At 45.2% G+C, this 13,710-nt stretch carries 10 protein-coding genes; 2 read left to right on the top strand and 8 right to left on the bottom strand.

Annotated elements, in window-relative coordinates; genetic code table 11:
• The first annotated feature begins 221 nt into the window (after positions 1 to 221).
• On the top strand, positions 222 to 1,388 hold the full coding sequence (locus A9237_RS22730; RefSeq protein WP_078609745.1) for a BamA/TamA family outer membrane protein: 1,167 nt from the start codon (positions 222 to 224) through the stop codon (positions 1,386 to 1,388).
• 120 nt (positions 1,389 to 1,508) lie between these two features.
• On the opposite strand, the gene A9237_RS22725 is transcribed toward A9237_RS22730, so the two are convergent.
• On the bottom strand, positions 1,509 to 2,165 hold the full coding sequence (locus tag A9237_RS22725; protein ID WP_005452292.1) for an NAD(P)H-dependent oxidoreductase: 657 nt from the start codon (positions 2,163 to 2,165) through the stop codon (positions 1,509 to 1,511).
• A gap of 287 nt (positions 2,166 to 2,452) precedes the next feature.
• Here A9237_RS22725 and A9237_RS22720 point away from each other — a divergent pair, with 287 nt between their 5' ends.
• Positions 2,453 to 2,857: a globin family protein gene (locus tag A9237_RS22720; RefSeq protein ID WP_078609744.1), complete on the top strand. Its 405-nt coding sequence runs from the start codon at positions 2,453 to 2,455 to the stop codon at positions 2,855 to 2,857.
• 82 nt (positions 2,858 to 2,939) lie between these two features.
• Here A9237_RS22720 and A9237_RS22715 read toward each other — a convergent pair whose 3' ends face one another.
• The 7 genes from A9237_RS22715 to A9237_RS22680 form a co-directional block, all read right to left on the bottom strand.
• Positions 2,940 to 3,737 carry a slipin family protein gene (locus A9237_RS22715; RefSeq protein WP_078609743.1) on the bottom strand — a complete coding sequence of 266 codons (798 nt, stop codon included), beginning with the start codon at positions 3,735 to 3,737 and terminating at the stop codon, positions 2,940 to 2,942.
• A 9-nt stretch (positions 3,738 to 3,746) separates the two neighbouring features.
• Positions 3,747 to 5,114, bottom strand: coding sequence for an NfeD family protein (locus A9237_RS22710; RefSeq protein WP_078609742.1), 1,368 nt, complete (start codon positions 5,112 to 5,114; stop codon positions 3,747 to 3,749).
• 577 nt (positions 5,115 to 5,691) lie between these two features.
• Positions 5,692 to 6,015, bottom strand: a complete 324-nt coding sequence (locus A9237_RS22705) for a hypothetical protein (RefSeq protein ID WP_038895404.1) — start codon at positions 6,013 to 6,015, stop codon at positions 5,692 to 5,694.
• A gap of 185 nt (positions 6,016 to 6,200) precedes the next feature.
• Positions 6,201 to 6,566 (bottom strand): hypothetical protein, encoded by a 366-nt coding sequence (locus A9237_RS22700; RefSeq protein ID WP_078609741.1) that lies wholly within the window; start codon positions 6,564 to 6,566, stop codon positions 6,201 to 6,203.
• A 463-nt stretch (positions 6,567 to 7,029) separates the two neighbouring features.
• Entirely contained in the window at positions 7,030 to 8,697 is a 1,668-nt protein-coding gene (locus A9237_RS22690) for a response regulator (protein WP_174575003.1), read from the bottom strand.
• Positions 8,698 to 8,761: 64 nt separating this feature from the next.
• Positions 8,762 to 9,904: an EAL domain-containing response regulator gene (locus tag A9237_RS22685; protein ID WP_078609739.1), complete on the bottom strand. Its 1,143-nt coding sequence runs from the start codon at positions 9,902 to 9,904 to the stop codon at positions 8,762 to 8,764.
• A complete protein-coding gene (locus A9237_RS22680; protein WP_078609738.1) occupies positions 9,905 to 13,507 on the bottom strand; it encodes an ATP-binding protein in 3,603 nt (1,200 codons plus the stop codon). It lies immediately after the preceding gene.
• Positions 13,508 to 13,710: the final 203 nt, after the last annotated feature.

The raw sequence follows: 13,710 nt of genomic DNA, 5'->3' as shown, positions 1-13,710 counted from the left end.
GAGCCTTGTTTTCGTTTTATCCGACTCAAAATATCCGGCTTCAAATTTTGAAGGATCACACCCTCTATACGAGAGTATGGGATATCACTATTTTGCCTTAATCTAGCCTTGCGAATGGGGTCACCCAGAGCAAAAAGTGTTTTATCTATATGTCTGCTGCACGGATGCAGAATTTTCAGCCGGGTCGTTACTGCCCGGCTTTTTTTATCTGAGGATTTATTATGAATCGCCAACGCCAAGGTGCGTTACTTTCTACATCCGTCTTATTGGCATTTCCATCTTTTGCCTCATTTTATGACCCAATTGACGGACAATTTGATATGGGGCATTACATCGCAGAAAACGCCCACGGATTTTTGCCTATTCCCATTTTGATCACCGAACCTGCCGTTGGTTATGGTGGAGGAGTTGCAGGACTGTTTCTCCATGAAACGGAAGAAGAGAAAAACAAGCGCAAGCAAGCGGCACTAGAAGCGATTGATGGTGGTGCGCAACTTGTTCCTGCTGCAATGACCGTTGCTGGCGCTTTAGGGACAGAAAATGGCACATGGTTTGTCTTTGGAGGACATCGTCATTCATGGCTTAATGACCGCGTTCGTTATATCGGTATTGGTGGCTTTGGGGTTGCAAATTTAGACTTGTATAAGCAGTTGTCGTTTGGCCCAATTCAAAAAGACTTTAGATTTGGCACCACCACCTCGGTTGCCGCACTCTCACAAAAGGTGCAAGTGCGCATTGCAGACACGCCTATCATGGTTGGCGTAAAACAGTTATTGGCAAAGTCTAAGGTTGAGTCGGACAACAAACTCGTTGAAACCATCATGGAACTGACATTAGGGGATGAGAATTTCACATCGGGTTTGGGATTAGAGCTGGAATACGACACCAGAGATAACCTCTTTTTTCCAACCAAAGGCGCTAGGATCAGTGCCGATTATATGTTCTACGATGATGCCATCGGCAGTGATTACAACTATCGTAATCTCAACCTCGAAGGGGAAGGCTTCATTCCTTTGGCTGAGAAGTGGACACTTGGCTTAGCAGGAAACTATCAGCGCTTCGAACAAGATGACCTGTTTGGATCTCCAACGGCAAAGCCTTATGTGTCACTACGCGGTGTCTCCTCTTACCGTTATCAAGGGGATGAAATCGAAACGCTACAAGGTCAGCTCACTTACAGCATTACTCACCGTTGGAAAGTCTCTGCTTTTTATGGCGAAGGTAAAGCGACTCGAAAAGAGTCTGAAGAAAAGGAAAACAAAGTAAAAGCGGGTGGCGTCGGTTTTCGTTATCAGATTGCTCGTCGCTATGGATTGCATTTAGGAATGGACTATGCGGTGAGCGATGAAGAAAGCGCAATCTACGTTAATGTTGGCAGTGGATTTTAGACAAAAAAAGAGCCGTACTCTTAGACTGAGAAACTAAGAAGTACGGCTCTTTCAATTTGAACAATGATTTAGATAGCTAAGCTCTAGGCTAGGAACCAAGGAGCTAGGAGACGATACTCATTAAAGAGTAGTAATTACGTCATCCATGTGTAGACGTGCTTTTGGTAGACCGTGGTTGTAGTCTTCGCCGTCTTTGTGGTAGCCGATTGCTAGTGCAACTTCACATACGTGACCGTCTAGTTCTGCTTTAAACTCTTCGCCGATCAGTGTTGGGTCAACACCTTCCATTGGAGTAGAGTCGATACCTAGACGCGCTAGTGTGTGCAGTAGGTTACCAAGCGCGATGTAAACTTGCGCCTTAGTCCAGCCACCGTTGTAGCCGTTCTCATCTGTGTTTGCTTCAGCAAATGCGTAAGCACCCATGAACATGTCGTACATGTCTGCTGGTAGGTGACCAGAAGTTACTTCAGCATCAACGCGCTTCGCGAATTTCTCTTTAGTGAATTTTGGATCGTACGCTAGCAGAATAGTGTGAGATGCTGCTTTAGCGTGCGGTTGGTTGAACTGGTGCATGTTAGCAAACGTGTCGTGGAAACGCTGTTTTGCTTCGTCGCTCTCAATTACGATGAATTTCCAAGGCTGAGAGTTGATAGAAGACGCAGATAGGCGGATTGCTTCTTTGATGATTGCCATATCTTCTTGCGAGATGCGTTTCTCTTCGTCGTATTTTTTAGCTGTGTAACGGTTGTTTAGGTCTGTAATGATTTGATGAGACACGTTTATATCCTCTTAATATTAATAGACAAATGAGGATGCGCTTAGCATCGACAACCATGCGTACCTCGAAAGTGAGTCCATAATATCGACTTTTATCGAATTGATAATACGTGTTTCGTTTAAATCACTTTCTATTTTTTATTGAAAATCGAATTTGAACGCCTAAAAGGCAGATTGGCATTCTCCGCACTCCGACGTTCAGAAACCGCAGAAACCACCAACGAGCTTGGTAGGATTATCAAATTACATTCATAATGAAAATAGATAAGTTGGTTGGAGGCTAGGGTATGAACGTAATCGAGGTATTTAACGACAGCTACGAACGTTGCGTAATCCATGAGGACTTCTTTGATTTGTTCTATGAGAACTTTTGGTCGAAAGGTGAAAACTTCAGACAAAAGTTCGATGGCGTGGACATGAACAAGCAAATCCGGATGCTTAAAGGATCTATCGTGTTTGTGATGATGGCAGACACCTCAACGGACGCTCGTGACATGATGAGGAAATACGGCAATAAGCACGGACATAATAATATCGGCGTCGCCCCTGAAGATATCGATGTCTGGTTTGAAAGCCTGCTAGAAACCGTCGCCCAATGCGATCCTGACTTTGATGAAAGGGTCGAGTACGCGTGGCGTCACTGCTTTGAAACTGGATTGGCAATTATGAAGAAAGAGTGCAGCGATGCGTAAGTCCAATCAATGTTGAATTCGTAAAGGGAGTAGAACACAGCAACTCCCTCTTTTCTTTTTCTACTTGCTTCTATCGCGACTGCTAGTCGTACTCTTTCCCTTCTTCCGACTCTCCCTGATTTTTCTTCACCGCCTCGGCGATATCGGAGACTGCCTCGACGAGATTAATCGGCATCGGGAAGATAATGGTTGATGTCTTGTCTGTGGTGATCTCAGTGAGCGTCTGCATGTATCGAAGCTGCAACGCGTTAGGTGCTTCGTTAAGCATTTCAGCCGCTTCTTTTAGCTTGTTGGAAGCTTCCAACTCACCAGTTGCGTGGATGATCTTCGCACGGCGGTTGCGTTCTGCTTCGGCTTGGCGGGCGAGAGCGCGCACCATGCTGTCGTTAAGGTCGACGTGTTTCACCTCAACCGTTGCGATCTTGATTCCCCAATCGTCAGTTTGCTGGTCGAGGATGGATTGCAGATCTTTATTGAGGCGTTCACGTTCAGAAAGCAACTCATCCAGTTCATGCTGACCAAGTACAGAACGTAACGTTGTCTGTGCTAACTGGCTGGTGGCATCGCTATAGCTTTCGATGTTATTGATCGCCATTTGTGGGTCGACAACTCGGAAGTAAACCACGGCATTAACTCTGACCGATACGTTGTCACGGGTGATCAAATCTTGAGTCGGAACATCCAAAACAATGGTACGTAAATCGACCCGAACCATTTGTTGAATGAAAGGAATTAAGATGATCAAGCCCGGTCCTTTTACTTCTTGGAAACGACCTAGGAAGAACACCACGCCACGCTCGTACTCACGCAGCACCTTGAACATTTGCGTTGCCAGTGCAACCAATAAAACAATGATAACGGCAACAGTGTAGAGCATCATAAGCGCCTCCTATTCCTTAGGGCGATCACTGGGTTTCACGGTTAAGGTCAACCCTTTTATGGTTACCACGGTGACGTGGTCTCCTTGTTTGAGCTGTGCGTCAGCTTTGGCTTGCCACAAAGCACCATCCAGTTGGACAAGCCCTGTTCCATCTACAAAATCATCGCTCACAACGGCGAGTTTACCCGGGTAGGTTTCTAGTCCGGTGGTGGCTTTTTTGCTGCGAATTTTAAGCAGCAAGCCAACGGTAATCACGATTAAGCCAGCAGAGAAAACAGCGATACCAATGATTAGTGGCAGAGCGATTTGGAAACCGGGGATGTCGCTGTCCATTAGGAAGATGGAGCCGAGAACAAACGCAACGACGCCACCTAAGCCGAGTATGCCAAAGCTCGGGTTAAAGGCCTCAGCAATCATCAGAGCAATACCGAGCAGCAGTAACCCTAAACCAACGTAATTCACAGGCATCATTTGTAGGGCATACATGGCGAGCAACAAGCATATCCCACCGAGCACACCTGGCAAGCCAATGCCAGGGTTATAGAACTCTAATAACAGTCCGTAAATACCAATCAGCATCAAGATGTAAGCCACGTTGGGATTGGTGATCACCGCCAACATTTCTGCACGCCAGTCTGGGACACGTTCCACCCACGTTGGGTTATCTAACGCCAGCTTATAAGGCTTGCCGTTCACTTTGACCTCTGTGCCATTGATGGTTGTGACCAAGTCTTCGGGCGAATTAGCAATGTAATCAATAACGTTTAACTCTAACGCTTCTGAAGCGTCTATGTTTGCAGCTTCGCTGACGGCTTTCTCTGCCCACTCTGCGTTTCTGCCATGCAAGCGAGCCAAACCTTTGATGTATGCTCTGGCGTCATTGATGACTTTCTTTTCCATTGCGGTTTTAGCAGGCACTTCATCAGAGTTTTTGCCTGATGATTCATCATTCGATTCGTCATTGTCTTTGTCGTCGGCACTAGAAGGTTGCTGTGGTGCGCCGCCAAGTGAAACAGGCGTAGCTGAGCCTAAATTGGTGGCTTCTGCCATCGCTGCGACATGACTTGCCAGCAGAATGTAGGTGCCTGCGCTGGCTGCCCTAGAGCCTGATGGACCAACCCAAGTTGCAATGGGCACGGAAGAGGTGGTGATGGCATGAATGATGTCTCTCATTGAGCTATCAAGTCCGCCGGGGGTGTCCATTTTTAGAATGATGAGGTCGATGCCGTTTTGCTGAGCCTCTTCAACCTCTCGCGACAGATAATCACTCAGAGCAGGACCAATCGCGCCTTTGACTGGCAATACCCAAACGGTGCTCGCTAGCGCTTGGCTGGCAAACAAGAGTAGAGGAAGAAGCCACAATCGTATCTGTTTCATACAGCCCTCCTTGTGTTACCACTGGGACTTATCAAAACACTATTTAAAGTATAGATACGAGAGGGAGGGAGAAGGGAATTAAACAACGTTTAATAACGTCAAAGAATTCACTGTACAGAATTTTGAGTGAAAGAGGGCCGTTGAAACTTATCACACCTCTTGGGGCACTTTGAGATAGGTTGTTTTTCATTGATAACCGCCTATCTCAAGCTTTTGAAACTACTATTGTGTTAAGGTCTATGCATGTATTGCTCATTGGTTTGACAGATATATTCTGAGACTGACTTATCTAATATCGGGCTTAGATTTACCAATAGGGAAGCGTTGTTGTCACAAATGGTTGTGAGCGATCCTGTTTGCGCGCTCCAACCTTTCACTCTCCAGTTATTGATAATGTTGTGCAATTCACTCTCTGAGGAGGCCGAGCCGAGGGCGCCTGAGAGAATATTGTAGGCATTAAAGAGCTTTGCTTCTGCCATATACTGTGTTTGTTTTGTTGTTTCTATGTACAAGTAGGCTGACGTTATCCAACCTGAGAAACTCAGTATTACTACTAATATGGTCAGTGGGGTTACTTTTAAAGATTGAGTCGGCATACTGTGGTTACCCCTTCGTCAGTCAAAATGCGTTTGAGTTTATCCCGGCCAAATTTGCAAAGCGTGGTTACTGAGCCAGTTTGTGCTGTCCACTTATTTTCGAACCAAAACTCCATGCTTGCGATAATGTCTTCTTGAGATTTATCTTCCTGAATCGCTTGAGCCACGATGTTATAGGCGTTTTCGCTCACCATACTTTCTAAATGATCTCGCTGTTCTGCCATATAGTTATAAAGCAGAAAGCCAGAGAAGAACCATCCTGAAAAAGATAGAGAAAATAGGAAGATAAGTTTCTTTCTGTTCATATTATTAATCCTCAATAACATGTTTATTTATTTTGCGAAGAGTCTTTGTCTATTCTCAGAAATTCTCTGAGTGAGCCTCGACACAAAAGAGCACAAAATAATATTAGAGAATGGCGTTGACGTTATAGTCACATTGTTGCGTAGCGTCACCTTGCCGTTTTATTTCACGTACTTGCGTGCGGACATCATTGATTGGGTGATGTCCGTTTTTTATGCATTACTATGTGTCCTTTCTTTAATTCGAAGTGTTGTTTTGCAATGTCTGCGGGTATTCCTGTATTTCGCATGACCTTGTTAAGGTTGATGCTGTTGTCGAAAAAGACATTGCGCTCTAGCTCCGAGATAGTGATTTGGCGCCCTGCGTTATCAAATAAATAGGAAATAAACCGAAAATTTATACTGCCATTACGAAAACTGATGACCTTTTCATCGTTTAACCATAATGAGTAATCTTCTTTATCTAATCTAAGCTCGTTTTCTTTAACTTGAATCTGAAGACAAATAAGTAAGAAGAAAAGGCTATTCAAAAGAAGTAAAAATGGAAATAACACAGCACTTCTCCATTTGACTTGAAATTCAACTTGGTAAGTTTTTTATTGAACCTGCTACGGATGTGCCACAACAATAAGTGATTTGAGAATAATACGTGAGTCATGTTGTACTATTTTTAAGCTTATTTAATATAATTTAAACTTATTTGATCACTACCGCGTAGGGTGAGCGGTGTCACTCTGATTTTGTGAGATTGCATTTTCTATAAACAAGGAAATTCACTTTATGGGACGTTGTGGTTCTTCAGAAAACCAGTAAACTGCGAAGAATCAACGACACTCAGACAAGAAGATAAGTGGGAAGTTATGATGTTAATTGCGATTCGATTGGTGAAGCTTGCCGTTATCTGTGCAGTGTTCTTCACTATCTACGATTTGATTGCGTTCGGTGAGGTGACTTGGATTAATCGTTTCTTCAACCTGTAATCCGAAATGAAAGGGGCATCGAGCCCCTTTTTGCTGTCTAGTTTGTCAGTTCTGGTTGCGTAGGTGGAGTGTTCACCACAGACATCTGTTGACATCGATCTTGAGCCAGAAACAGAAACTTGTCGTAGCCGCTTTTCTCAAGCTCTTCACTAGAAACCAATTGCTTCACAATGTTGTCGCAGCGCTTGATCAGCAGTTCGACCTCTAATGACGATTTGTTGCTCGGAAAAGCACGTGTTAGCACTTTGATGATGTTAATACACACGGTTCTTAGTAGCGGACAACGGGCTTGAAGCTCAATTAATGCGTCGATCAAAGCTTGGTAATCTTGCTCAGCTGCGCGAATCTTCTTGTATTGTTCTTGCATCCAAGCTTGGCGTTCCGCGTTGTCTGTTTCTAAAGAACGACCAAGAGCAATTTTACTCGATAGAATCGTATCGCTTGAGTCGGTTTGTAGGTTTTCAAAACACCAAGTTATGGCTTGAGAAAACTCAGATTCGAAGTTCATCTCATGCAATAACCAAGCGAGATGAAACTGCGCATAAAAGTGAGCGAAAGGCTTACGACGATACAAATCACTGAGTACTTTAAACGCTGCAACGTACTGGTTTTCCTCAATCGCAATGTGCGCGGCAATCAAATCCAATTCGTCCTTAATTGCTTTGTTTTCTGGGCCATTAGTGATGGATTTAAACAGGCTTTTTGCCTGAGCCAGCAAATCCTCACGACCCTCTAATTTTCGCACGCAATAAAGCAAAATTCGGATCAAATTCAGCTTAGAGAAGGTGTTGTTACGATAGGTATCTTTGTTGATCTCCATGTACGCGTGATAGTGCTGCAATGCTGAGTGATAATCGTGCTCTGCAAGACACAAGTTTACGATCACCAGTTCACGTTCTGAATTGCCTTCAACCAAGCTGTTTGCTAGCTCTAAGTGTTTGATCGCACTTGGCACTTCACGGTTAAGCATGTTGAAGTTCGCGGCACATTCACGAACTTCTACATTGTTTGGAGACTCTTCTAGCAAGGAGCGTACTAGGCGTTGTGCTTCGTCGTTTTCACCAAGAGAAACCAGTGTGTTTGCCAAGCCGATTTTTGCCCAGTTAACGTCTTTGCGTTCAATGACTTGTTCGTAGACGATTTTGGCTTCGTGATGCAGCTTAAGGCGCGTCAAGAAATCTGCGCGGAACTTCTCAATGATGAAGAAGTATTCTGGGTGGAAGGGGGCTAACTCATCGCATGCTTCTAAGCCAGCGTGAGCATCGTTCTTCAGCTCTGCTTCATAGATGGCTTGTAAGGTGTTTTTACGCTTTACTGCGCCTGAAATACGCTCTTTTAACGTGATTGAGTTAAAGGGCTTAAGTAGATACTCGTCGGGCTTGAGCTCAATGATTGCACGTACGATAGTGGCAGAGCTTTCCCCTGTTACCAGAATAAATACTGTGTCATGGCTCAAGAGCTTAAGGTGTTTTAACTCTTCAAAGAGCTGTTTGCCGTTCATGCCGCGACCAAAGTTATAGTCACAAATGATCAGATCAATGCGCTCTTGATGGGCGATTGAAATCGCACCCTTAGCAAGACGAGCGGTGAAAATGCGTTTATCAGAGAAACCAAGTTTGGTCAGCATGTTACGTAGTGTGAGTACTACGATAGGCGCATCATCGACAATGAGCACATTGTATTGTGAGAAAGATTTGGTATTCATTTCAAAGTGATTCATCAAGCAAAATCTAAGCGGCGAGGGCAGGCCATATGCCGCCTAGATTGAATTAGAACAAAGCTTCCAGTTGCTCAAATGGAACAGGACGGCTGCGCACAAAACCTTGATACAGGTCGACGCCAATTTGACGAAGGTAGTAAAGCGTTTCATGGTCTTCGACGCCTTCGGCTACCGACTTTAATCCCAGTGATTTTGCCAGTTGTAAGCTAGAGATGGTCAGTTGTTGGCTCTTAAAATTGGTTAGCGCGTTTTTGATGAATTGGCGATCAATCTTCAATTCTGTATATGGCAAAATCGCCAGTTGGCTGAGAGAGGAGTAACCCGTCCCAAAATCATCAATCGCCAAGCCAACACCTCTTAGGCGCAAGTTAGCTAGGTTGGCTAACGAAACCACATCTGAATCGTAGACCTCATCTTCTGTCAGCTCTAGCGTCACTCGTTCTGGTGCGATCTGGTATTGGTCGCACAAACCGAAAAATCGTTCGCTCATCGGCTGTTTAAGCGTCTTTTGGTTCATGTTGACGGACAAACTCACGCTGGTGTTGAGTTTTGCTAAATCACGCAATGCGTTTTCCAGAACCAACCAAAACAGTTTATCGAGCTCATTACGGGTTTGGACCTCACTTAAAAACTGAGCCGGAGCCAACACGCCATGTTCTGGGTGAAAGCAGCGCACCAACGCTTCTAGCCCAACCAAACGGTTATCGACTACGGAGTATTGCGGCTGGTAGTAGTTATGAAACCAACCTTGTTGGAACGCGGTATCGATGTCTGTTGTATTCATCAGCACAGGCAGCGCAACGACTTGCTCTTCGATGGTGTACTGCTGGAAAGCCGTCAATATCTGGCTCAGCTGTTGACAAGAAATCGGTTTAGTGAGTGCGCGTACAAAGTCATAGCCTGCCGACAAACACATGTTGTAAGTGATTTCGACCACATCCTGATTCATCGCACTCAAAATCACCACGCCTTTTGGACGCGTTTCTCTCGACAGCGTGCACAGCAAGTCCACGCCATTTATATCGGGTAGGTCGATGTCGCAGAACATCAAATCTACTGCTTGGTTGGTGCAGATTTCGCTGACCTCAGAGCCGCGGTGTACGATGGTGATTGAGCCATTAAAAAGACGATTAAGCAGAATCTTGAGATTGGTTGCTTGTAGTCGGTCATCTTCAACAATCAAAATGTTCAATTAGTTGTTCTCACTCAAATCTAGCCATTGTTTTGTGGTGGCTATGATGGTTTCTAATTCGTTAAGTAAAGCAGTGCGCGCTTGCTGTTCTTGTTCTGTACCTATCAGCGCTTCACATTGTTGGGCACTGTGCTTCAATTGAGTCAAATTCAATGCTGCGGCAGAACCTTTAATTCGGTGCGCGACAGACTTAAGACTCTCTTCGCCTGAATGAATCAATGCGATGTCGTTACTCAGCGCTTCACACACCACGTGTGCCATTTCTGCTTTTTCTTCATGGTGATAGGCATCCAACCAGTCACTTTGAGTCTCGTTAAAGAAGGACATCGCCAAATACTGCTCACACAAGGCTTTGAGATCGTCCAAGTTATAGGGTTTGAACAAGACCGACTCCATGCCGTTTTGCTCCGCTTTCTCAATCACATTACGAGAGTTTTCTGCCGTACAACCCACAACGGGTAGTGGGGCAAATTCGCTGCTCGCTTTGAGTTTTTGTGTAAGTTGATAGCCATCCATATCCGGCATATGGCAATCACTAATAATCAAACTGATTGGCGCGAAAGCATCGTCGTCTTGAGCCTGTTTCAACAACTCAATCGCCTCACTCCCACTCGCTGCCAATTGGCAACACACACCAAGCTTTTCAAACTGGCGCTTAAACAACAGTCGGTTAATGGCGTCGTCATCAACCACTAAAACTCGACCTTGCCATTGGCAGGTGATCGGTCGTGTCCAATGATTTGGCATCGTCGAACTTGTGTTCAGTTTTTGCTGAATAAGGTCAGGATAAACATTGGAGTAGTGCGGTTCTGGCTCAATAACATGATGCTTGAGTTCAAACTCATCGAGTGTTACCTGCCAAGTGTTTAGCCAACGTTGTATCTGCTTGTCTTCGGTGTAAATCGGTCCCATTCCCGTCAGATCGAGAGGTTGGCTGGTCATCGGCAAACGCACGGTAATCTCTGTCCCTTTGCCTTGTTTACTGTTCACCTCTATCGTGCCGGTCATGATGTCGACCAGTTTTTTCACAATAGACATACCAAGTCCTGTGCCACCAAAGCGACGGCTGATGCTCTTGTCACCCTGAACAAATGGTTGGAATAGGGCATCCAATTGAGCCTTGCTCATGCCACATCCGGTGTCTTGCACGGAGAACACAAGCTCATTCGTATAGACATGAATGTTCACACTGATCTTGCCTTTGTCTGTGAACTTAACGGCATTACTCAGTAAGTTGTTAATGATCTGGTTAACGCGCAGCCAGTCGAGATTCACCAAAGCATAAGGCGTCGGTTGCCAATTCACTTCAAACGCTAAAGCCTTTTGTTCTACTGCTTTTTCAAAGCTGCGCAAACTTGAGCCAAGCTCTTCATAAACGTTGCCACTGTGTACATCCAACTGAAGCTGGTTCGCATCCACTTTAGAGAAGTCGAGAATGTCGTTTACGTGTAGCTGCAAACGCTCAGCCGACAACATCGCACTTTTCAGAAGCTCTTTGCTTTCTGGGCGGTCGAGGTCTTGTTCCAACAGTTCCATCAGTCCGAGCATGGCAGCGATAGGGGTTCTCAGTTCATGGCTGATCACCGCGAGAAAGTGTTCTCGTGCCTCAATGGCTTGCATCGCTTTGAGGTTGGAGGCTTTCAATGCACACTCTTTCTTTTTCAGCTCGGTGATGTCATCAAATACCGTCATATGGAAGCGTGTCCCTTCCTCTGGATGAAGGAGAGACTGCCTTCTTACTCGGTAATGCTTTTTACCGAGAGAGCAGAGCGTGGTGACGATTTCATCCGGTACTGGGTAGTCCGTATCCTTGGTCAGCTTCAAAACCAGCTCGCGTTGTTCATCTGTGATGTTGCTGTCGGTATTGCATCGTTGCAGCATCGACAAGTACGGCTTGTTGGCTAAGATTTGCTGGTGGTTATCATCCGAGATCAAAATCTTATTAGGGATATGATCAAGCACTGAAGACAACCATCGGTTTTGTCGCTGACGTACTTTGGTCTCGTACTCTTTACGCTTGATCTTGCGTGTCAGATGTCCGGTTCTCAGAATGTAAATCAGCACGGCAACCAACAGCACACAGACGCCGACTAGCGCCCAAATCACCACGATTTCTTTATCGACACCATAGTGGACGGTGACTTTGTCATGACGCTCCATGAGCTGCTTTAACTCGGCGTCCGTGGTGATTTTCAACACGGTGTTCAATACGCGACGTAAGAACTCGGAGTCTTTTCTTAGCTCCATGCCCAGTCTTACTTTGAGCTGAATACCCGTTGGGGGTGTAACCGCTTCAAACGTCTTGCCTTGCCCATCGTAATAATGATTGTCGATCAGGCTCTGGTTAACAAAAGCATGGGAAATCTCACCTTCTTCAAACGCTACCATCAAGTTATCGAAATCACGATAAACTTCCGCAGAGGAATACTCCGAGTGATCGAGAAAATGCGGATAAAAGTTACCTGAGCGGTCCAAAATCGCCACGTTTTCTTCAGCGTTCGAATTGAGCGATTTAATGTAGCCAAACTGCAAGTAGCCCAAGGTTCTGGTCGTGATAAAGCGCTTCTTGTCGGTTAGGGCAATGTTGCGTGCAGGCAGTAAGTCGACAAGGTTTTCTTGCAGCATCAAATCAACATCGCGCCCATTGGCTGGCACGTATTCGAACTTGATCATGCTCTTTTGCTCCATCAGCTTAAGCAGATCATGAACATAGCCTTTTATCTCGCCCGTTTTTGGATCGAGATAAGACAGCGGATACACATTATCTTGAATTGTGTAGCGTACCGTCTGATGACCTTGCTGCTGCTCTAGAATATCGAGCATCAATTCGTTGTGCAGAATGTTGATGTTGGCTTCGATGTGCACACGACTGTGTTTCGATTCTTTCGAGTGCTTGATGTACTTAGTGATGATGTCCATCAACTGAGTGGACTCTTTTCCGGTAAAAATCGTTACTTCTCCCGGAGTGAGGGATTTGTTGTACACGACTTTACCCGTCAGTTCACCTTTCGGGTTTTTGAATCCATAAGAGCTCAGCGTCGACAAACCGACCACGGCAGCATCGGCTGCGCCACTATTAAGCGATGCCGTCATCATCATGTTATTGCGCACAGAATGGACGTGCTTAAAGCCAAGTACATCAATCTGATCACACGCACTTGAATCTTGCACACACACCCATTTGAGCTCGTCTAGCGGGGTATTCTCTAATGCGCTGTCACGCAGCCAAACCAGTCTCAATGTGTGGAATATCGGATCAGAGTACAGGAAACGTTCTGCGCGCTTTTTGGTTGCAACAAAGCCAACAGTGAGGTCTATCTCTCCGTTCTCTAAGCCATCGAATAGTGTATTTAACGTTCTATACGGGACGTATTCTGCCTCAATATTTAAATCGTGCAGCATGGTCTCTGCATACTCGATATTGATGCCTTCTTTTGAGGCAAGATCACCCCAGTAAGGTAGCCAATCTCCCTCAAGTACACCGACTTTTAATGTGTTTTGATTGTCCAGAAATGTTCTGTCTTCTGCGTTTAAGAAATCACGAGCAGATGCATTGAATGACAGAGCGGTAAGTAGTGCAGCAATGAATGCGAACAGTTTCACTATTTTATGTTTTCCAGCCAAGAACCGAATTCAAAATGGGGCGGAATCGTATAGGTTTTCACCGCGTTCTCCAATCAAGGTTGTTTGTCTTGTCGACAACAGACGCTTGATATACAACTCGATGAGTTCAGAGAGGATCAGGACGATTAATTATCAATAAGTTATGAGAGGAAGCTCAATATCCCCACGAGCCGTAATGGAAA

The sequence above is a fragment of the Vibrio owensii genome (genome assembly GCF_002021755.1).
Lineage (GTDB): Bacteria > Pseudomonadota > Gammaproteobacteria > Enterobacterales > Vibrionaceae > Vibrio > Vibrio owensii.
This window is presented reverse-complemented; position numbering and strand designations above follow the sequence as displayed.

What these genes read in the sequence shown, in the direction of transcription:
- A9237_RS22705 (WP_038895404.1), bottom strand. Translation starts at nt 6,015, where the DNA reads ATGAACAGAAAGAAACTTATCTTCCTATTTTCTCTATCTTTTTCAGGA.
- A9237_RS22720 (WP_078609744.1), top strand. Translation starts at nt 2,453, where the DNA reads ATGAACGTAATCGAGGTATTTAACGACAGCTACGAACGTTGCGTAATC.
- A9237_RS22710 (WP_078609742.1), bottom strand. Translation starts at nt 5,114, where the DNA reads ATGAAACAGATACGATTGTGGCTTCTTCCTCTACTCTTGTTTGCCAGC.
- A9237_RS22715 (WP_078609743.1), bottom strand. Translation starts at nt 3,737, where the DNA reads ATGATGCTCTACACTGTTGCCGTTATCATTGTTTTATTGGTTGCACTG.
- A9237_RS22690 (WP_174575003.1), bottom strand. Translation starts at nt 8,697, where the DNA reads ATGAATACCAAATCTTTCTCACAATACAATGTGCTCATTGTCGATGAT.
- A9237_RS22730 (WP_078609745.1), top strand. Translation starts at nt 222, where the DNA reads ATGAATCGCCAACGCCAAGGTGCGTTACTTTCTACATCCGTCTTATTG.